Source organism: Methylobacterium guangdongense, from assembly GCF_038442355.1.
In the GTDB taxonomy this organism is placed as follows: Bacteria; Pseudomonadota; Alphaproteobacteria; order Rhizobiales; family Beijerinckiaceae; genus Methylobacterium; species Methylobacterium guangdongense.
Genome location: NZ_JBBXMX010000001.1, coordinates 191,813 through 209,876, shown reverse-complemented (window position 1 = coordinate 209,876; position 18,064 = coordinate 191,813). Strand labels below are relative to the sequence as shown.

The window sequence follows — 18,064 nt, the reverse complement described above, 5'->3', positions numbered from 1 at the left end:
GCCGCGCGCCCCCGGCTGGCCTCAGGCCGCGCGCGCGGCGACCGTCGGCGCGAAGCCGGCGACCGGGGGCAGCGCCTCCAGCATCGGCTTGGCGAAGTGATAGCCCTGCATCAGGGTGATCCCGAGGGCGCGCAGGGCCTCGCGTTCCGCCGCGGTCTCGATGCCCTCGGCGAGAACCGTCACGCCGAGCGTCCGCGCGATCGCGACGACGCCCGATACGATGGCGTGGCGCCCGGCATCGGTGTCGAGGCCGCGCAGCAGGTCCATGTCGATCTTGATCAGGTCGGGGCGGAAGTTCGCCAGCAGGCTGAGGCCCGCGAAGCCGGCGCCGAAATCGTCAAGGGCGGTCAGGAAGCCCTGCTTCCGGTAGGCGGCGACGATGCGCTGGAGATGCGCGATGTCGCGGAAGCGCTCCTGCTCGGTGAATTCGAACATCAGGCGCTTGTCTTCGAAATCGACGCGCCGCGCCGCTTCGAGGGACGCGCGGATGCAGGCGACCGGCTCGTACACGGCGTTCGGCATGAAGTTGATCGAGAGACGGGTCCCGCTATCCCGTGGGAACAGCCGGCCGGCGAGTTCGATCGCCCGGACCCGGGCAGCCTGATCGAACTGGTACCGATTCTCCTCCGTCACCCTGCTGAGGATTGTCGGGGCGGGCTCTCCGTTCGGGCCGCGCACCAGGGCCTCGTAGGCCCAGACCGCGCCCGTACCGAGATCCACGATCGGCTGGAAGGCCATCGAGAAGTCGAAGTCGAGGGCGGCGCCGGCGCGGCAGGCGCGGCACCCGGTTTCCTTCGTCATGGCTGGCTTTCGTCGGTGCCCCCGCGTGGGAGACCGTGCCCGACGGTGGTCTACACAACCTTAACGTGATCGCTTTGGTATCTTTCCGACGCTTTCCTGGGAGGACGGCACCATGACGCTGACCGATTTCCGGCTCGAGACCGATCCCGACGGCATCGCCCTGGCGACCTGGGATATGCCCGGGCGCTCGATGAACGTCATCACCGACGGCGTGATGGACCAGCTCGAGCACATCATCGAGCAGGTTGCTTCGGATCCCGCCATCAAGGGCTGCGTCATCGCCACCGGCAAGGACAACTTCTCCGGCGGCGCCGATCTCACCATGCTGCAGGGGTTGGGGCGGGCCTACGAGCAGCTCAAGGCCGAGCGGGGCGATGAGGTGGCGATGCGCCACTTCTTCGAGGCGTCCCGGCGGCTGTCGCTGCTGTTCCGGCGGCTGGAGACCTGCGGTAAGCCCTTCGCGGCGGCGATTCAGGGCCTGTGCCTGGGCGGCGCCTTCGAGCTGGCCCTGTCGTGCCATTACCGGGTCGCGTCCGACGACGCGAAGACCCGGGTCGGCCTGCCGGAGATCAAGGTCGGCCTGTTCCCGGGCGGCGGCGGCACGCAACGGGTCGCCCGGCTGATGCAGACCGGCGACGCCCTCCAGATGCTGTTCAAGGGCGAGCAGATCCGCGCACCGATGGCCAAGGGCATGGGGCTGATTCACGCGGTGGCGCCGCAGGGCGAGATCGTCGCGCGGGCCAAGGCCTGGATCCGCGAGGGCGGCTCGGCGGTGGCGCCCTGGGACGTGCCGAAATTCAAGGCGCCCTCCGGCAAGGTCTACTCGCCCGCCGGCATGATGATCTGGCCGCCGGCCAACGCGATCTACCGGCGCGAGACCCACGACAACTACCCGGCCGCCAAGGCGATCCTGGCCTCGGTATACGAGGGCTTGCAACTGCCGATGGATCTCGCCCTGCGGGTCGAGAGTCGGTACTTCGCGCATATCCTGCGCAGCAAGGAAGCGGCGGCCATGATCCGCACGCTGTTCATCTCCATGGGCGAACTGAACAAAGGCGCGCGCCGGCCGAAGAACGTGCCGGCTACGAATCTCCGGAAGGTCGGCGTGATCGGCGCGGGCTTCATGGGGGCCGGCGTCGCCTACGTGACGGCGCAGGCCGGGATCGACGTGGTGCTGGTCGATCAGTCGGCGGAGGCCGCCGAGAAGGGCAAGGCCTACGCTCACACGCTGATCACCGGCCAGATCAACAAGGGCCGCGCCAAGACCGCCGACCGGGACGCGCTGCTCGCCCGCATCCAGGCCACCGCCGATTACGGCGCGCTCGTGGATTGCGACCTCGTGATCGAGGCGGTGTTCGAGGATCCGAAGGTGAAGGCCGAGGTGATCCGGAAGGTCGAGGCGGTGATCCGCCCCGACGCGATCTTCGCCTCCAACACCTCGACCCTGCCGATCACCGGGCTCGCCATGGGTTCGCAGCGGCCGGACCAGTTCGTCGGCATCCACTTCTTCTCGCCGGTCGAGAAGATGATGCTGGTCGAGATCATCAAGGGTGAGGCGACCGGGGATGCGGCGCTCGCCACCGCCCTCGACTACGTAAGGCTGATCAAGAAGACCCCGATCGTCGTCAACGACGCCCGGGGCTTCTTCGCTAACCGCTGCGTCGGCGCCTACATCCTCGAAGGCCACAAGATGCTGGCCGAGGGTGTGCCGCCGGCCATGATCGAGAGCGCCGGCCGTCAGGCGGGCATGCCGGTCGGGCCGCTCTCCCTCAACGACGAGGTCGCCCTGGATCTCGTGCTCAAGATCGCCAAGGCGACCGAGGCCCAGGTCGGAGCGGGGGCCGTCGATCCGGCCCAGAAGGCGATCCTGTCCGAGCTCGTGGAAAAGCAGGGCCGCCTCGGCCGGAAGAACCGCAGGGGATTCTACGACTACCCGGAGGGCGCGCCGAAGCGCCTCTGGCCCGGCCTGAAGGATCTTCAGCCGAACCGGCTCGATCCCGAATCCGTGGATTTCGGCGAGTTGAAGCAGCGGCTGCTGGTGGTGCAGGCGCTGGAGGCCGCTCGCACGGTGGGCGAGGGCGTGGTGACCGACCCGCGCGAGGCGGATGTGGGCTCGATCCTCGGCTTCGGCTTCGCGCCGTTCACCGGGGGGGCCTTGTCCTACATCGACTTCATGGGCGCGGCGGGCTTCGTCGATCTGGCCCGAAGGCTCGAAGCCAAGCACGGCCCGCGCTTCGCCGTGCCTGACGTTCTCGCCGCCATGGCCGAGCACGGCGGCAGCTTCTACGGCGAAGCGCAGAAGCGCGCGGCCTGAACTCAGCCTGCCGGGCGCCCGATCGCGGCGTCCGGCAGGGCGGCGAGTTCCTCCAGCAGGACCGCCCGGGCGCAGGCGCCGAAGGCCCGCATCAGCCGTCCGCGCGCATGGTCGGGCGGGAACAACAGGGCGAAATGCACCGGTAGGGCAGGGGCGAAGGGTCGAATTGCGATCGGAGAGACCTTCGCCTCTTCGTAAGCGGCCAGCGGGTTCATGATGCTGGCCCCGAGCCCGGCCGAGACGAGGGTGCAGATCGAGGCGCCGAGCCCCGCCTCGGCGGTGATGCTCAGCGTGACGCCCGCCGCCGCGAAGACGGCCTCGGTCCGATCCCGCAGGGCGCTGCCGAGGGAGGCCGCGACGAAGGGCACATCCCGAAGATCCTCCGGGCCGAGTGCTGCGCGCGCCGCGAGCGGATGATCCTGGGGCAGGACCGCCACGCAGGCCCGGGTCTCGACGGAGTCGAGCCGGCCCTCCGGGACGTCGCCGTAGAGCATCGTCAGCGCGGCATCGCAGAAGCCTGTGGCGATCCAATGGTTCACGGTCTCGTCGTCGCCCGAATGGATCGCCACGATCACGTCCGGATGCGCGGCCCGGAAGCGTACCACCGCCCGCGCCAGGAGACCCCCGGCCAGCCGGGGCATCGCGGCGACCCGGAGCCGCTCGGCGCCGAAGGCACGGATACGCCCAGCCGCCGATTCCAGGCTGGTCAGACCCACGAAGGCCCGCTCCACCTCGGCGTGGAAGCGCGTGCCGTCGAGGGAGGGCACGACCCGGCTGCCGCTGCGGTCGAACAGCGGCAGGCCCGTGATCGCCTCCAGTTGTGCGATCAGGCGGCTCACCTGAGGCTGTGAGGTGTGAAGCTGGCGGCTCGCCTCGGTCATGGAGCCTGTGGCGACTACGGCTCGAAACGCCTCGATGTGCCGAAAGGTCATCCGCCGTGGAGCCATATCAAATCCGTATGCTCGGGCCTTCAATCGGCATTGGACGCCAGCGCGCGGCCGATCCTAGGATCAGCCGGCAAAGCTTGGGATGCCGTGTTGGCATAACCGGGGGGTTCGGATCGTGTCGAGGATGCTTTCGCTCATCGTGGCCGCATCGTGCTGGGCCGGGCTCGCCGTGCCGTCGGCCGCGGAGGGACGCCTCGACAAGATCCGGACCACCGGCCAGATCAGCCTCGGCTTCCCGGACGCGTCGCCGCCGTTCGGCTTTCTCGACCAGAATGCAAAGCCGGTCGGCTATTCGCTGGAGATATGCGAGCACGTCGCACAGAAGCTCAAAGCCGCGCTCGACTTGCCCAAGCTCGACATCCGTCACGTGCCGGTGATGTCGGCGACGCGGATCCCGCTGATCAACAACGGCACGATCGATCTCGAATGCGGCACCGCCAGCAACCTGCCGGAGCGGCACAAGCTGGTCTCCTTCGCGCCGACCACCTTCGTGGCGCAGGTGGTGCTGACGGCCAGGAAGGACGCGCCGGTCGACGTGAACGACATCGCCTCGTTCCGCGGCAAGGCGATCTCGGCCCAGGCGGGGGGCGAGACCCAGCGCGTCGCCACGCGGATCAATTTCCGCGACAAGCTTGATCTCCAGGTGATGCCCGCCAAGGACACCGCGGAGGTCTTCCTTCTGCTGGAGACCGGCCGCGCTGCCGGGACGATCAACGACGATGCCCTGGCCCACGCCACGGTCGCGGGTGCCAAGCGGCCCGGGGACTACAAGATCGGCACCCAGGGGCTCGAATTCGCCCCCTACGGCATTCTCGAGCCGAAGGACGACCCGGCCTTCAAGGCGGCTGTCGACAAGGCCGTGGTCGAGCTGATCCAGGACGGCACCGTGGCGCGGCTCTACAGTCGCTACTTCGAACAGCCGATCCCGCCGAAGGGTATCAACCTCGAATTGCCGATGAGCGATGTGCTCAAGCGCGCCCTGGCCAACCCGACGGATTCCGGTGATGAGGCGGCCTACCGCTAGGGCGGCCGGTGCGTGCGAGATGCGAAGCGACATGACCGAGACGGCCGAAACGTCCGACAGCGTGGACCTGCGCAGCGATACGGTCACCCAGCCGACCGAGGCCATGTACGCCCGGATGCGGTCCGCCCCGCTCGGCGACGACGGGCTCGACGCCGATCCGACCGCGCGGGCGCTGGAGGAGACGGCGGCCGCGATGCTCGGCAAGGAAGCCGGCCTGTTCGTGCCGAGCTGCACGATGGGCAACCTGCTGGCGATCCTGGCCCAGGTCCAGCGCAGCGAGCAGGTGCTGCTCGAAGCGCAGGCCCATATGCTCAACACAGAGCGCGGGGCGGCAACCCTCACGGGGGCGTTCCTGCTCGGGATCCAGGGTGCGGACGGCGCGATGGATCTCGACCGTCTGGAGGCGGCGCTGCACCCGTCCGCAAGCCCGCTCCGCACAGCGATGATCGCGCTGGAAACCTCGCACAACGCCGCCGGTGGCGCGGTGCTGCCGCCCGACCATATGGCGGCGGTGGCGGGGATCGCCCGGGCGCGGGGCATCCCGGTCCATCTCGACGGGGCACGCTTGTTCAACGCCGCGACGCATCTCGGCGTCCCGCCGTCAGACCTCGCCACCCATGTCGACACGGTCTCGCTCTGCCTGTCGAAGGGTCTGAGCGCCCCGATGGGCGCGGTGCTGGCCGGTGACGCGCCGGTGATCACGGCGGCCCGGCGCCTGCGCAAGATGATCGGCGGAACCCAACGGCAGGTGGGGGTCGTCGCGGCGGCGGGGCTGGAAGCCATCACCGCCATGGGGGCGCGGCTCGCCGAGGATCACGCCCGGGCCCGGCAGCTCAGCGACGGGCTGAACGCGCTTGCGCCGCGGCTGACGGCGAGCGTCCCCCAGACCAACATCGTGCAGGTCGATCTGGCACGGACCGGCCGCGACAGCGTCCGCTGGGTCGTGGATCTCGACGCGGCCGGGGTCCGGACACGGCCGCTCGGCCCGACGCGGCTGCGCCTCGTGACCCATCGGCACATCGCGGCTTCCGATGTCGAGCGCGCCGTCGCGGCCTTTCGGACCTGTCTCGACGCGGCCTGATTCGTCTCAGGCCGCGCCGGCGACCCGCGCGCTCGCGCCCAGCATCCGGGCTAGGAGCACGACGTCGGCGGCGTTGTCGGATAGCAGATCGGTGACGTCGCCGACCTCCAGGGCCTTCACGTGGCGGCAGCGCACGCCGAAGCGGCCGGCCGTGCAGGTGCAGCGCAGCTGCGGGCCACCGGGACGCTCCTCGAGGCTCACATCGTACCGGTTGCCGGTGGACCCGCGCATGGAAAAGCGCAAAGCCGTCGGCGCCTGCGGGAAGGCGGCCATCGCACGCCCGCTGATCGCACCGGGAGCCCGTCGGGGTATCGCGGGACCACCGGCCGCCCGCGTGATCGGCAGGCCGATCACGGCGGCCAACGCATGGATATCGGCGGCCTGCCGCTCGCGCATCGCGGCCAGCGCGATCTCCGCGCAGGCATAGGCGTCCTCGCCGGCATCGTGGTGCTCGAAGCGGATGCCGAGGCGCCGGGCGACCTTGCCGAGGCCGCAACCCTCCGGCGCAGGGAACACGCGGCGCGCGACCTGTACGGTGCAGAGGTACGACAGATCCGGCACCGGCAGGCCGGCCCGTACCAGCCCGGCCCGCAGCACGCCGATATCGAAGCTGGCATTATGCGCCAGGATCAGGCCGCGCCGCAGGTCGTCCAGATACGGCACCATCGCGGTGGCGAAGTCCGGCGCGTCGGTGACGTTGGACGGCAGGATGCCGTGGACCCGGATGTTGCCGGGCGAGAAGCGCATCTCGGGCGGGCGGATCAGGTGGCTCTCCCGGCGGATCACGCGGCCCTCCGCGATCCAGGCGAGACCCACCGCGCAGGCGCTGTCGCGCCGCTCGTTGGCCGTCTCGAAGTCGAGCGCCAGAACCGTCATCGGAGGAGACCTGCCGGCGGGAGTTCTCGGGGTGTTCCCCGGGAGGTCTAGGCCGGCCGGACTCGAGCTTCAACCCTGCGCCACCATCCCGAGCCAGTCGTCCTCCGAGACGACCTTGACGCCGTGCTTCTGCGCATCCTTCAGCTTGGAGCCCGCCCCGGGACCGGCCACCACCAGATCGGTCTTGGCCGAGACGGAGCCGGAGACCTTGGCGCCCAGGCGTTCGGCGACGGCCTTGGCCTCGTTGCGGGTCATCTTCTCCAGGGTCCCGGTGAACACCACGGTCTTGCCCGCGAAGGCCGAGGCCGACGCCGCCTGCTCCATCGGCTCGACCGCGACCGCATCGAGCAGGGCCGAGACGGCATCGGCGTTGTGCGGTTCGGAGAAGAACAGGATCAGCGCGTCGGTGGCCACCGGCCCGATCTCGCCGTCATCGGCGAACAAGCGGTAGGCATCCCCGGGGCGTTGCGCCGCAGCTCGCGCGATCGCGGCCCGCACCGCATCGGCATCGCCGTAATGGGCGAGGAGATTCGCGCGCTGGTTCGTGCTCAGGCGCGCCCGCGCCTCGCCCGGTGTCGCCTCGTCCTCCGGAAAGCCCAGATCGAGCAGACGTTCGCGCGTCGTTCCGCCAACCTTCGGCACCGCCGTCAGCTCGACCCAGTCGGGCCCTGGCTGCGCCGCGGCGGCCTCACGGATCGCCGCGATGAGCGACGGCAGGTCGGAAAACCGCTTCGCCAGCGCCTTGGCGGTCGATTCGCCGATCTGCGGGATCCCGAGGGCGAAGAGCAGGCGGTTCATCGGAACCTGGCGCCGGGCTTCGACGCCGGCGAGCAGATTCTTGATCGCCTTGTCCTCGTCCTCGCCCTTCTTCTTGGCGGCCTTCTTCGGAGGTTCGGCCGCCCCGGCTTCGGCCCGCCGCTCGGCCGACAGCGCCTCGCGCCGCGCCACGATCGCGGCCTTGAGCTTGTCGAAGTCGAGCCGGAACAGGTCGGCGGGCTGGCGCACGAGGCCGGCCTCGAACAGCACCTCGATGTAGGTCTCGCCGAAGCCCTCGATGTCGAAGCCGTTGCGCGAGACGAAGTGCTTCAGCCGCTCCACCCCCTGCGCCGGGCAGATCAGGCCGCCGGTGCAGCGGCGGATCGCGTCCGGGCGGCCGGTGCGGGGATTGACGGCGCGGACCGCCCGGCTGCCGCAGGCCGGGCAGGTCTCGGGGAAGGCGTAGGCCTGCGAATCCGGCGGGCGTTTGGCCAGATCGACGTCCATCACCTTCGGGATGACGTCGCCGGCCCGCACCACCGTCACCGTATCGCCGACGCGGATGTCGCGGCCGTCGCGGATCGGCTCGCCATCGGCGCCGACGCCCTTCACGTAGCCCTCGTTATGCAGGGTCGCGTTCGACACCACCACGCCGCCGACCGTCACCGGCCGCAGCTTCGCCAGCGGGTTCAGCGAACCGGTGCGGCCGACATTGATGACGATGTCCTCGACAACCGTGGTGGCCTCCTGGGCGGCGAACTTGTGAGCGAGCGCCCAGCGCGGCGAGCGCGAGACGAAGCCGAGCCGTTTCTGCAGGGCAAGGTCGTCGACCTTGTAGACGACGCCGTCGATGTCGTAGCCGAGCCCGGCCCGGTCCGCCTCGATCCGCCGGTAATGGGCGAGCATCGCCGCGACATCGGTGAAGGTCCGGGTCAGCGGATTCACCGGCAGGCCCCAGGCGGCGAAACGCTCGAGGGCGCCGGTCTGCGTCTCGGCGATCGCCGCCGAGAGCTCGCCCCACGCATAGGCGAAGAACCGGAGCGGCCGGGACGCGGTGATCCCGGGATCGAGCTGGCGCAGGCTGCCGGCGGCGGCGTTGCGCGGGTTGGCGAAGAGCGCCTTGCCGGCGGCCTCCTGCCGGGCGTTGATGGCGGCGAAATCGGCGTGCGACAGATACACTTCTCCGCGCACCTCGCAGATCTCCGGCCAGTCCGAGCCGGCCAGCGTCTCGGGGATGTCCTGCACGGTCCGGGCGTTGGCGGTGACGTTCTCGCCGACCTCGCCGTCGCCGCGGGTGGCCGCGGTGTCGAGCCGTCCGTTCACGTAGCGCAGCGACAGGGACAGGCCGTCGATCTTCGGCTCGGCCGTGAAGGCGAGGGGTTCATCCTCCGGCCAGCCGAGGAAGCGGCGCACCCGGGCGACGAACTCGGCGACCTCAGAATCGTCGAAGGCGTTGCCGAGCGAGAGCATCGGCACGGCATGCCGGACCTTGGCGAACTTTTCCGAGGGCTTGGCGCCCACCGAGGTGCTGGCCGGCGCCGTGCCGGACAGGTCCGGGAAGCGGGCTTCCAGTGTCTCCAGGCTTCGCCGCAGGCGGTCGTACTCCGCGTCCGAAATCTCGGGCGCGTCCTCCTGGTAGTAGAGCCGGTCGGCTTCGAGGATCGCCTCCGAGAGGCGCGCGTGCTCGGCGCGGGCCTCCTCGGCGGTCAGGTCGAGATCGGGCGTGTCGGTTTTCGCGGCGGCCATGGCGGGGTTCTAGCGCATCGGCGGCCCGCCGGGAGTCGCCGTTTCACCTCACCGGCGGGCGACGAGCAGATCGGCGCGGCCGGCAACCCGGAATGCGCCGAGAAACACCGCGGCGACGAACAGGGCGACGGCCGCCAGCGGCAGGACCGGCGCGAGCCACCCGGCCAGAGCCGTGCCGGCCACGGAGCCGAGATTCATCGCCGCCATGTAGACCTCGAACTGCGTCGCGGCGCCCGCACGTCCCTGGCTGGCCTGGAGCAGGGCCGGCATCAGCGCGACGATCAGCAGGCCGGGCAGCATGTTGGTCAGCGCCAGGATCACCGGCCCGGCCGCGCCGACTAGCCCCGACGCGATCAGGGCGGCGGCCAGCAGGAAGGTCCCGGCGCTGGCGATCAGCAGGACGCGCAGCGGCCGCACCGGGCCGGCCCTGTCGGACCAGAACCCGACCGCCAGGGCGCCGGCCGTCCCGCTCGCGAGCGCCAGACCGGCCTGGAGCCGGGACAGGGCGGCCGGATCCCACGCCTGACGCTGCAGCAGATCCACCGAGAAGGGCAGTTCGAACAGGCCCAGTGCACCGTCGAGGCCGAAGCACAGGGCAAGGAGCCGCAGGGCGCGCGGTCGGCGCAGGCCCACGATCAGGCGGCGCAGGAAGCGGCGGAACGGCAAACGTCGGGGCGCCGATCCACGCCGCGCCAGGGTGATGAACGCGTCCGCGGGCGCCTCGCGGACCAGCAGGATCGGCAGGCTCGCCAGTATCGCGGCCGCGAGGAGCCAGCGCGCGCTGACGGCATACCCGTAGGTCGTCAGCATCCACCCGAAGGCGGCCGCGCTGATACTGCTGCCGGCGACGAAGCCCGCCCGCGTGCAGCCGCTGACCCGGCCGAGTTCGGCGGCCGGCACGTGGTCCATGATCATGCGGTCGCAGGCCGTATCGAGGAGCGACGCGCCCAGGCTGTGCGCCAGGAAGATCAGGCCGAGCCAGCCGACGTGATCCTCGGCGCCCCACAGCAGGAGCGCCAGGGCGGCATGGCACCCCAGAACCGCCGCGACCGCGAAGGTCCGACGCCGGCCCATCCGGAAATCGCCGGCCCGATCGACCACCGGACCCCACAGGATCGGCTGGAGCGTCCAGGGCAGGCCCGCCAGGGCGAAGTGGAAGCCGATCTCCGCCGCGGACACGCCCCGGGCGGTCAGATGATTGGCCAGCGCCGTAAGCGAGAACCCGGCGATCAGGCCCTGGTAGAGGTAGGTGGCGAAGAACACGGCGTAGCGGGTGCGACGGCCCGCAAGGCTCAGCGGCTCGCGCAGGGACATGCGGGCGGACAGCGCGGCCGGATCGCTCAAGCGCGCCGCACCTTGTCCGCCACGCCCCGCGGCGCGATGCTCCTCAACCTCGACACCGGATGCGCCTCGTGCCCCCACCGCCGTACGATCTTAGTCTCGATGTCCGGCAGCGGCGAGGTATCGTGTGAGCGCAGTGGATGTGTGGCTTGTCGATCTCGCCGTATCGCCGGACCGGCTCGCGCGTTGCGCTCAGGTGCTCGACCGGGACGAGCGCGCATGTGCCGACCGGTTCCTGCGGCCGGCGGATCGCGCCCGGTTCATCGTGAGCCACGCCGCGCTCCGCATGGTCCTGGCACGAACGCGTGCCTGCGCGCCCTCCGATATCCGTCTGAACGTGGATGCCGCCGGCAAGCCGGGGCTTGCAGAGCCGATCGGGAGCGTCCTGGAATTCAACCTGTCGCATTCGGGCGCCCGCGCGCTCATCGGTCTCGCGGGCACCGCCGCCATCGGCGTCGATATCGAGCAGATCCGGTCGCTTCCCGATGCCGTTCGGATCGCGCAGATGCACTTTGCGCCCGACGAGGCGGCAGCCCTCGCCCGCCAGCCGCCCGATGCCATCGGGCCGATCTTCTTCGGCCTGTGGACCCGCAAGGAGGCCGTGGTGAAGGCTCTGGGCACCGGCCTGTCCCTGCCCCTCAACCGCTTCAGCGTGACGTTGCCGCCCGGCGCTCCGCGCCTCTTGCGCGATGGCGCAGGCTGGACCCTCGCGGCGGTCGAGGCCGGGGCCGACTATGCCGCCACCGTGGCGGTTCGCAGGGCCGACGCGACGATCCGGCACCACACGCTTCCGTCGGGCTGGCCCGACCAACTCGAATGAAAGGCGTGAAATCGCCTTGCGGCCCGGCCAAGGCACGGCTATACACCCGCTCGCCGGCCCTGGCAGCGATGCGGGCCGGCCTTCGGAGTGTAGCGCAGTCTGGTAGCGCACCACGTTCGGGACGTGGGGGTCGCAGGTTCAAATCCTGCCACTCCGACCAAGAATTCCCGAGATCTTCCCATCCGTATCTCCTCGGCAGAAGACGATCGCGTTCTCGAGCCTCGGCTCTGCCGAGCGGGATCAGTCAGACCGGGCGAGGGGCCTCCATGGCATCGCGATCGCCGGGACGGACGATGGACGGAACCGACGCTTCTGCCTCATGGACGCGCTTTGCGCGCAGCCTCGTCGGCGCCGCCACCCTCATCGGCCTGACGGTCATCGCCATCGTGGGCCTGATCGACCCCTACGGCCTGCGGGCCGCCCCGGATCATCCGCCGGGCCCGATCATGGATGCCAACCAGCGCCTGTCCTATCCCCAGATCGCCCGCGGCGGCCCGTTCGATGCGGCGGTGTTCGGCACCTCCACGGCCCGCCTGCTCGATCCGAAGGCCCTGGATGAAGCCTTCGGCGTCCGGTTCGCGAATCTGGCCGTGAACGCCGCGACGCCGGACGAGCAGATCCGCCTAGCCGACCTGTTCTTCGCCCATCATCCGGTCCGCGCGGTCCTGTTCGGGCTCGACGCGACATGGTGTTCGGCCGATCCCCCAGCCCGCACGGCCAACGCCTTTCCGGACTGGCTCTACGACGCGGGGACGCCGTGGGATCTCCTGAGGCAGGTCAACCTGCGCTCCGTCACCGTGGCGGTTCAGGCTGGGCTCGCCCGGTTCGGCCTGGCCCGACCCCGGTTGCGGCAGGATGGCTATGCGGTCTTCACGCCGCCGGAGGACCGTTACGATCCGGAGCGCGCCCGCGCCCATATCCGCGCCGGCGCCGCCGATCCGACAGCGCCTGCCGATCCGGCGGATGCACCCATGCCGGCGCTCGTCCGCCTCGATCATCTCCTCGGCGGCGTGCCGAGCGACGCGGTGAAGCTCCTCGTATTCATGCCGGTCCACGCGGCCGCGCAGGGCGCGCCCGGCACGGCGCTGGGCCGGCGGGAGGCGGCCTGCAAGGGCCGGGTTGCGGCGATCGGTGCCCGCCGCGGTGCCACGGTGGTGGATTTCCGCTTCGCCTCGCCGCTCACCCGCCAAGACGCGAACTACTGGGACGCGCTGCACTACCGCCTGCCGGTCGCGGCCCGGATCGTCGCGGATCTGAAGGAGGCGGTGGCCACCGGCGCGGATGATCCGGCCGGCACCTACCGGGTGCTGGCACATCCCTGACGCCTCATGCGGCGGCGCGTTCGGCCCGCGCCCAGCCTTCGCGCGTTTCGCTGCAATACGCGGCGTATCGCCCTTCCCGGATCGCCGCCCGGGCGCCGGCCATCAGGTCCTGGTAGTAGGCGAGGTTGTTCCAGGTCAGCAGCATCATCCCCAAAATCTCGTTCGAGCGGACGAGGTGATGCAGGTAGGCGCGGGAATAATCCCGCGTCGCCGGGCAGGTCGAAGCTTCGTCGAGGGGCGCCGTATCCTCGGCGTGACGGGCGTTGCGCAGGTTGACCCGGCCGTGGCGCGTGTAGGCGAGGCCGTGGCGGCCGGCGCGGGTCGGCATCACGCAGTCGAACATGTCGATCCCGCGGGCCACCGCGCCCAGGATGTCGTCCGGCGTGCCGACACCCATCAGGTAGCGCGGCTTCGCGGCGGGCAGGTGCGGCTCGACGGTCTCGATCATCGCGAACATCACCGCCTGCGGCTCGCCCACCGCGAGGCCGCCGACGGCGTAGCCCTTGAGGTCGAGATCGGTCAGGGCGCGGGCGCTCTCGACCCGCAAAGCCGGGATGTCGCCCCCCTGCACGATGCCGAACAGCGCCCGCTCGGGCTGCTCGCCGAAGGCGACCCGGCACCGCTCGGCCCAGCGCAGGGACAGGTGCATCGCCTTCTCGATCGCCGCGTGATCGGCCGGGAGGCGCACGCACTCGTCGAGCTGCATCTGGATGTCGGAGCCCAGCAGCCCCTGGATCTCGATCGAGCGCTCCGGGCTCATGTGGTGCGCCGTCCCGTCGATATGCGAGCGGAAGGTCACGCCCTGCTCGTCGATCTTCCGGAGCGCCGAGAGCGACATCACCTGGAAGCCGCCGGAATCGGTCAGGATCGGCCGGTCCCAGTTCATGAAGCGGTGCAGGCCGCCGAGGCGGGCCATCCGCTCGGGGCCGGGGCGCAGCATCAGGTGGTAGGTGTTGCCCAGCACCACGTCGGCGCCGAGGTCGCGGACCTGCTGCGGGTACATCGCCTTGACGGTCGCGGCCGTGCCGACCGGCATGAAGGCCGGCGTCCGGATCGCGCCGCGATGCGTGGTGATCGCGCCGGTGCGGGCCGCGCCGTCCTGCGCCGCCAGGGTGAAGCCGAAGGGGAGGGGATCGGTCATGAATGGTCCGCGCCGGGGCCCGGGAAGAGCAGGCTGGCATCGCCGTAGGAGTAGAACCGGTAGCCGGCCTGGATCGCGTGCGCGTAGGCGGCGCGCATCGTGTCGAGCCCCGAGAAGGCCGAGACCAGCATGAACAGCGTCGAGCGCGGCAGGTGGAAGTTCGTCACCAGGGCGTCGACCGCCCGGAAGCGATAGCCCGGGGTGATGAAGATGTCGGTGGGGCCTGAGAAGGCCGCGAGCGTCCCGTCCGGACGCGCGGCGCTCTCCAGCAGGCGCAGGGCGGTCGTGCCCACCGCGACGATCCGGCTGCCCGCGGCGCGGGTCGCGTTGAGCGCGTCGGCGGTGGCCGCATCCAGGATGCCGATCTCCGCGTGCATCCGGTGGCCCTCGGTGTCGTCGGCCTTCACCGGCAGGAAGGTGCCCGCCCCGACATGCAGGGTGACGTGGTGGCGTCGCAGGCCGGCCGCGTCGAGTTCCGCGAGCAGGCTTTCCGAGAAATGCAGGCCCGCTGTGGGGGCCGCGACGGCGCCGGGGTTCCGGGCATAGATCGTCTGATAGTCCGTAGTGTCCCGCGCGTCGGCGGCGCGCTTGCCGGCGATGTAGGGGGGCAGGGGCAGCACGCCTTCCGCCGCGACGGCGGCGTCGAGGTCGGGCCCGGCCCGGTCGAAGTCGAGCACGATCTCGCCGGCCTCGCCCTTCTCGACCACGGTGGCGGTCAGGGCGCCGAAGCGCAGCGTGTCGCCGGGGGAAAGCCGCTTGGCCGGGCGGCCGAAGGCGCGCCACCGCGCCGGTCCCTCGCGCAGATGGAGCATCGCCTCGGTGCGCTGCCCGGGGGCGCCCGGCCGCGTGCGCACCCCATGAAGGCGCGCCGGGATCACCCGCGTGTCGTTGAACACCAGGGCGTCGCCGGACCGCAGGGCGCCGGGGAGATCGCGCACGGTCCGGTCGGCCAGAGCCGCGCCCGGCTGCACCACGAGCAGCCGCCCCGCATCCCGCGGCTCGGCCGGGCGCAGGGCGATGCTGCTCTCGGGCAGGTCGAAATCGAAGAGGTCCACGCGCATCGCCGGCTGCCTGCACGGAACCGCCCGCGGTTTCAACTGCGGAACCCGCGGGGATCGCGCCCGTTTTCCGCGTCACCGAGACGCGAGAGGCTTCGACGATGCCCTGGTTTGCCGTTCGCCCCCGCGATGACGCCGATCCGCGGTGGCCCCTGCCGGGGAAAGCCGAGATCGTCCTGAAGGCCGAGGATCCCGATCAGGCCCGGGTGAAGTTCGAGGAGGCCTATCCGAGCCAGCCGTTCGGCAGCCCGGCCGTGCCGGTCCCGAATGCCGGCCTCGGCAGCTTCCGCGGGGACCCGGACGCGCTGGTCGTCACCGAGACGGGCGAGCCGCCCGCCGATCGGGCCTAGCGTCCCATGGCACCGCTCGGTCGCCCCCGCCGCGTGACCCTGGACGGCCAGTTGCTGAGCTACTGGGAGCGCGAGGCCGCGCGCCTGGACGCCTTGGCCTCCGCCACGCGTTTCGCATGGCAGCGCCGCCGCCTGCTGCGCAAGGCGGAGGCAGCCCGCGCCAAGGCGGCGACGAGCCGCCAGCGGGAGGCTGCCCGCGGGAACGCGCCCGGATCGGTTGAGACTTAGCCGCGGCCAAGACCTTTTCGGGAGCCTCGAACCTTTGCCGTGGCCTGGGCCAAGGTTCATGCCGTATGACCGCGCCGACTCCCGTTCGGCGCAGACCATGGACCGCACCCAGAAAGCCGCTCTGTTCAGCGCCGCCATCGGCCTCGCCGTCACGGCCCTGAAATTCTACGCCGCGTGGCTCACCGGCAGCCTCGCGCTCTATTCGGATGCCCTCGAGAGCATCATCAACGTCGTGGCGGCGATCGGCGCCTTCATCGCCCTGCGCGTGGCAGCCCGGCCCGCCGACGACGAACACCCCTACGGGCACCACAAGGCCGAGTTCTTCTCCGCGGTGATCGAGGGCGCCTTGATCATCGTGGCGGCGCTCATGATCCTGCGCGAATCCTATCACGGCCTGTTCGATCCCAAGCCCCTCGACGCTCCGGCCATCGGTGTGGCGATCAATTTCGGGGCCGGCGTCATCAACGCGGCCTGGGCCATGGCCCTGATGCGCTGGGGCCAGCGGTGGCGCTCGCCGGCCCTGGTCGCCGACGCGCGGCACGTCTTCGCCGACGTCGTCACGTCCTGCGGCGTCCTGATCGGGGTCGGTGCCGTGCTGGTGACGGGCTATCCGATCCTCGATCCGATCGTGGCCGGGCTGGTGGCGCTCAACATCCTCTGGTCCGGCTTCCGGATGGTGCGCGAATCGGTCGACGGCCTCATGGACCGCGCCGCGCCGCACGAGATGGTGGCGCAGATCCGCACCCTGATCTCGGAGCACGGCGAGGGGGCCCTGGAGGCCCACGACGTGCGCACCCGGGCGGCCGGGCAGGCGACGTTCATCGACTTCCATCTCGTCGTTCCCGGCATCATGAGCGTCGCGGAGTCTCACGCGATCTGCGACCGTCTGGAGAACGCCCTGGAGACCACCATCCCCGGGGCGGTAGTCACGATCCATGTCGAGCCCGGCGAGCAGGCCAAGGCCCGCGGCGTACCGGTGCTCTGATCCGGCGATCACCGCCCGGGGTCAGCTCCAGGCATGGCGCGGCGGGTTGACACCGTTCAGTGCGTGGTTGCCGATGATGGCGTATTTCCACCGGACCGGGTCGTGCAGCGTGTGGGTCCGGGCGTTGCGCCAATGCCGGTCCAGATTCTCGGCCCCCAGGGTCGAGCGGGTGCCCGACAGTTCGAACAGCTTGTTGGCGGCCGCGAGGGCGACCTCGGTGGTCAGCACCTTCGCCTCGGCCACGGCGAGCTGCGCGGCCGCAACGCTGTCGGCGTCCGGGCGGGCCACCGCCGCGTCGAGGACGAGCCCCGCACGATCGAGCAGCGCCTCGGCGGCGTGCTGGCGGATGGTCAGATCGCCGATCGCCTGGATCGTGTAGGGATCGTCACTGGCGTGCTCCTGCCCGCTGTCGATCCAGGGGCGGGCCTTCTCGCGCACGAACCGGATCGTGTCGTCCAACGCTTCCCGGCCGATCCCGGCATCGATCGCCGCCTGGATGATCTGGAACACGGCGCCGTTCGCGGAGGGGGCTTCGTAGCCCTTCCAGGCCGGAACGAGGTGCGTCTTGGGCACCCGGACATCCGCGATCAGAACGGTTCCGCTCGCGGTGCCGCGCTGTCCGAAGCTCGACCAGTCGTCGATGACCGTCAGACCCGGCGCGTCCCGCTCGGCGATGGCGTACCACGCCCGGCCCTCGTCATCGACGGCGACGATCGGCACGCGATGCGCCAAGAGCGCACCGGTCGCGTAGAATTTTTCCCCGCGCACCACCACGTGATCGCCCTCGTCGGTAAAGCGCGTCCTGAAATCGCCCGCCCGCTGGGTGCCCCGCTCCGAGAAGGCGTTGCCGAAGCGGGTGCCGCGCAGAACCTCCTCGAACAGCAGCCGCCTCTGGGCATCGTCCGACACGGTCCGGATCGCCGCGACGATGCCGAGATGATTCTGCGCGATCTGCGCGATGGCGGGGTCCGCCGCCGCGATGATGGCGATAACTTGTACCAGGGTCCGATAGGACACCTCGGGCCCGCCATAGGCCCGCGGCACGTTGATCGACCACAGACCGCTCTGCGAGAAGGTATCGAGCTCGGCGAGGGGCCGCACGGCGTGGCGGTCACGCTCCGAGGCGCCGGCGCGGAACGCGGATGCGAGCCGGCGGGCGATGTCGAGCGCCTCCGAATCGCTGCCGATGACGTGGGCCTGGGTCGGCGGTCGTTCCGGACCCGGCACGCCCTGGGGTGTGATGGTCTTCGCATCGACGGCGATGTTCATGGGAC

Annotated in this window: 16 protein-coding genes and 1 tRNA gene; 9 read left to right on the top strand and 8 right to left on the bottom strand. The window is 70.7% G+C overall.

From position 1 onward, the window contains the following. Window positions 1–21 precede the first annotated feature (21 nt). Complete coding sequence (locus AAHG09_RS01040) at window positions 22–801, bottom strand: EAL domain-containing protein (RefSeq protein WP_342104661.1); 780 nt, start codon at window positions 799–801, stop codon at window positions 22–24. Between the two features lie 112 nt (window positions 802–913). On the opposite strand from AAHG09_RS01040, the gene AAHG09_RS01035 reads away from it, so the two are divergent. After that, window positions 914–3,115 (top strand): 3-hydroxyacyl-CoA dehydrogenase NAD-binding domain-containing protein, encoded by a 2,202-nt coding sequence (locus AAHG09_RS01035; RefSeq protein ID WP_342104658.1) that lies wholly within the window; start codon window positions 914–916, stop codon window positions 3,113–3,115. Between the two features lie 2 nt (window positions 3,116–3,117). Here AAHG09_RS01035 and AAHG09_RS01030 read toward each other — a convergent pair whose 3' ends face one another. Further along, a complete protein-coding gene (locus tag AAHG09_RS01030; protein ID WP_342104655.1) occupies window positions 3,118–4,047 on the bottom strand; it encodes a LysR substrate-binding domain-containing protein in 930 nt (309 codons plus the stop codon). Window positions 4,048–4,186: 139 nt separating this feature from the next. Here AAHG09_RS01030 and AAHG09_RS01025 point away from each other — a divergent pair, with 139 nt between their 5' ends. Together AAHG09_RS01025 and AAHG09_RS01020 are read left to right on the top strand one after the other, a co-directional pair. Next, the gene (locus AAHG09_RS01025) at window positions 4,187–5,086 is read left to right on the top strand and encodes an amino acid ABC transporter substrate-binding protein (RefSeq protein ID WP_342104650.1); all 900 of its coding nucleotides are present in this window, start codon (window positions 4,187–4,189) and stop codon (window positions 5,084–5,086) included. A 31-nt stretch (window positions 5,087–5,117) separates the two neighbouring features. Beyond that, window positions 5,118–6,167, top strand: coding sequence for a threonine aldolase family protein (locus tag AAHG09_RS01020; protein WP_342104646.1), 1,050 nt, complete (start codon window positions 5,118–5,120; stop codon window positions 6,165–6,167). Between the two features lie 6 nt (window positions 6,168–6,173). Here AAHG09_RS01020 and AAHG09_RS01015 read toward each other — a convergent pair whose 3' ends face one another. The 3 genes from AAHG09_RS01015 to AAHG09_RS01005 all read right to left on the bottom strand — a co-directional run bounded on the left by AAHG09_RS01015 (window position 6,174) and on the right by AAHG09_RS01005 (window position 10,889). Beyond that, window positions 6,174–7,043, bottom strand: a complete 870-nt coding sequence (locus tag AAHG09_RS01015) for a 3'-5' exonuclease (protein WP_342104642.1) — start codon at window positions 7,041–7,043, stop codon at window positions 6,174–6,176. 69 nt (window positions 7,044–7,112) lie between these two features. Further along, on the bottom strand, window positions 7,113–9,545 hold the full coding sequence (ligA, locus tag AAHG09_RS01010; protein ID WP_342104637.1) for an NAD-dependent DNA ligase LigA: 2,433 nt from the start codon (window positions 9,543–9,545) through the stop codon (window positions 7,113–7,115). Between the two features lie 48 nt (window positions 9,546–9,593). Continuing rightward, window positions 9,594–10,889 (bottom strand): MFS transporter, encoded by a 1,296-nt coding sequence (locus tag AAHG09_RS01005; RefSeq protein WP_342104634.1) that lies wholly within the window; start codon window positions 10,887–10,889, stop codon window positions 9,594–9,596. A gap of 124 nt (window positions 10,890–11,013) precedes the next feature. On the opposite strand from AAHG09_RS01005, the gene AAHG09_RS01000 reads away from it, so the two are divergent. The 3 genes from AAHG09_RS01000 (at window position 11,014) to AAHG09_RS00990 (ending at window position 13,028) form a co-directional block, all read left to right on the top strand. Further along, entirely contained in the window at window positions 11,014–11,706 is a 693-nt protein-coding gene (locus AAHG09_RS01000; RefSeq protein ID WP_342104630.1) for a 4'-phosphopantetheinyl transferase family protein, read from the top strand. 83 nt (window positions 11,707–11,789) lie between these two features. Beyond that, a tRNA-Pro gene (locus AAHG09_RS00995) sits at window positions 11,790–11,866 on the top strand. Window positions 11,867–11,999: 133 nt separating this feature from the next. Then, entirely contained in the window at window positions 12,000–13,028 is a 1,029-nt protein-coding gene (locus AAHG09_RS00990; protein WP_342104627.1) for a hypothetical protein, read from the top strand. Window positions 13,029–13,032: 4 nt separating this feature from the next. Here AAHG09_RS00990 and tgt read toward each other — a convergent pair whose 3' ends face one another. Together tgt and queA are read right to left on the bottom strand one after the other, a co-directional pair. Then, window positions 13,033–14,169 (bottom strand): tRNA guanosine(34) transglycosylase Tgt, encoded by a 1,137-nt coding sequence (gene tgt, locus AAHG09_RS00985; RefSeq protein WP_342104622.1) that lies wholly within the window; start codon window positions 14,167–14,169, stop codon window positions 13,033–13,035. Further along, window positions 14,166–15,230, bottom strand: coding sequence for a tRNA preQ1(34) S-adenosylmethionine ribosyltransferase-isomerase QueA (gene queA / locus AAHG09_RS00980; RefSeq protein ID WP_342104619.1), 1,065 nt, complete (start codon window positions 15,228–15,230; stop codon window positions 14,166–14,168). The genes tgt and queA overlap by 4 nt, the downstream gene beginning before the upstream one ends. Before the next feature lie 98 nt (window positions 15,231–15,328). On the opposite strand from queA, the gene AAHG09_RS00975 reads away from it, so the two are divergent. The 3 genes from AAHG09_RS00975 (at window position 15,329) to AAHG09_RS00965 (ending at window position 16,790) form a co-directional block, all read left to right on the top strand. Then, complete coding sequence (locus tag AAHG09_RS00975; protein ID WP_342104616.1) at window positions 15,329–15,577, top strand: hypothetical protein; 249 nt, start codon at window positions 15,329–15,331, stop codon at window positions 15,575–15,577. 6 nt (window positions 15,578–15,583) lie between these two features. Then, window positions 15,584–15,805: a hypothetical protein gene (locus AAHG09_RS00970; RefSeq protein ID WP_342104614.1), complete on the top strand. Its 222-nt coding sequence runs from the start codon at window positions 15,584–15,586 to the stop codon at window positions 15,803–15,805. Window positions 15,806–15,902: 97 nt separating this feature from the next. Then, window positions 15,903–16,790, top strand: a complete 888-nt coding sequence (locus tag AAHG09_RS00965; RefSeq protein WP_342104612.1) for a cation diffusion facilitator family transporter — start codon at window positions 15,903–15,905, stop codon at window positions 16,788–16,790. 21 nt (window positions 16,791–16,811) lie between these two features. Here AAHG09_RS00965 and AAHG09_RS00960 read toward each other — a convergent pair whose 3' ends face one another. Further along, complete coding sequence (locus tag AAHG09_RS00960; RefSeq protein ID WP_342104610.1) at window positions 16,812–18,059, bottom strand: SfnB family sulfur acquisition oxidoreductase; 1,248 nt, start codon at window positions 18,057–18,059, stop codon at window positions 16,812–16,814. Window positions 18,060–18,064 lie beyond the last annotated feature (5 nt).

Excerpts from the sequence above, each read along its gene's own strand:
- AAHG09_RS01040 (WP_342104661.1), bottom strand. The coding sequence starts at position 801 with ATGACGAAGGAAACCGGGTGCCGCGCCTGCCGCGCCGGCGCCGCCCTC.
- AAHG09_RS01035 (WP_342104658.1), top strand. The coding sequence starts at position 914 with ATGACGCTGACCGATTTCCGGCTCGAGACCGATCCCGACGGCATCGCC.
- AAHG09_RS01030 (WP_342104655.1), bottom strand. The coding sequence starts at position 4,047 with ATGACCTTTCGGCACATCGAGGCGTTTCGAGCCGTAGTCGCCACAGGC.
- AAHG09_RS01025 (WP_342104650.1), top strand. The coding sequence starts at position 4,187 with ATGCTTTCGCTCATCGTGGCCGCATCGTGCTGGGCCGGGCTCGCCGTG.
- AAHG09_RS01020 (WP_342104646.1), top strand. The coding sequence starts at position 5,118 with ATGACCGAGACGGCCGAAACGTCCGACAGCGTGGACCTGCGCAGCGAT.
- AAHG09_RS01015 (WP_342104642.1), bottom strand. The coding sequence starts at position 7,043 with ATGACGGTTCTGGCGCTCGACTTCGAGACGGCCAACGAGCGGCGCGAC.
- ligA (WP_342104637.1), bottom strand. The coding sequence starts at position 9,545 with ATGGCCGCCGCGAAAACCGACACGCCCGATCTCGACCTGACCGCCGAG.
- AAHG09_RS00990 (WP_342104627.1), top strand. The coding sequence starts at position 12,000 with ATGGACGGAACCGACGCTTCTGCCTCATGGACGCGCTTTGCGCGCAGC.
- tgt (WP_342104622.1), bottom strand. The coding sequence starts at position 14,169 with ATGACCGATCCCCTCCCCTTCGGCTTCACCCTGGCGGCGCAGGACGGC.
- queA (WP_342104619.1), bottom strand. The coding sequence starts at position 15,230 with ATGCGCGTGGACCTCTTCGATTTCGACCTGCCCGAGAGCAGCATCGCC.
- AAHG09_RS00975 (WP_342104616.1), top strand. The coding sequence starts at position 15,329 with ATGCCCTGGTTTGCCGTTCGCCCCCGCGATGACGCCGATCCGCGGTGG.
- AAHG09_RS00970 (WP_342104614.1), top strand. The coding sequence starts at position 15,584 with ATGGCACCGCTCGGTCGCCCCCGCCGCGTGACCCTGGACGGCCAGTTG.
- AAHG09_RS00965 (WP_342104612.1), top strand. The coding sequence starts at position 15,903 with ATGGACCGCACCCAGAAAGCCGCTCTGTTCAGCGCCGCCATCGGCCTC.
- AAHG09_RS00960 (WP_342104610.1), bottom strand. The coding sequence starts at position 18,059 with ATGAACATCGCCGTCGATGCGAAGACCATCACACCCCAGGGCGTGCCG.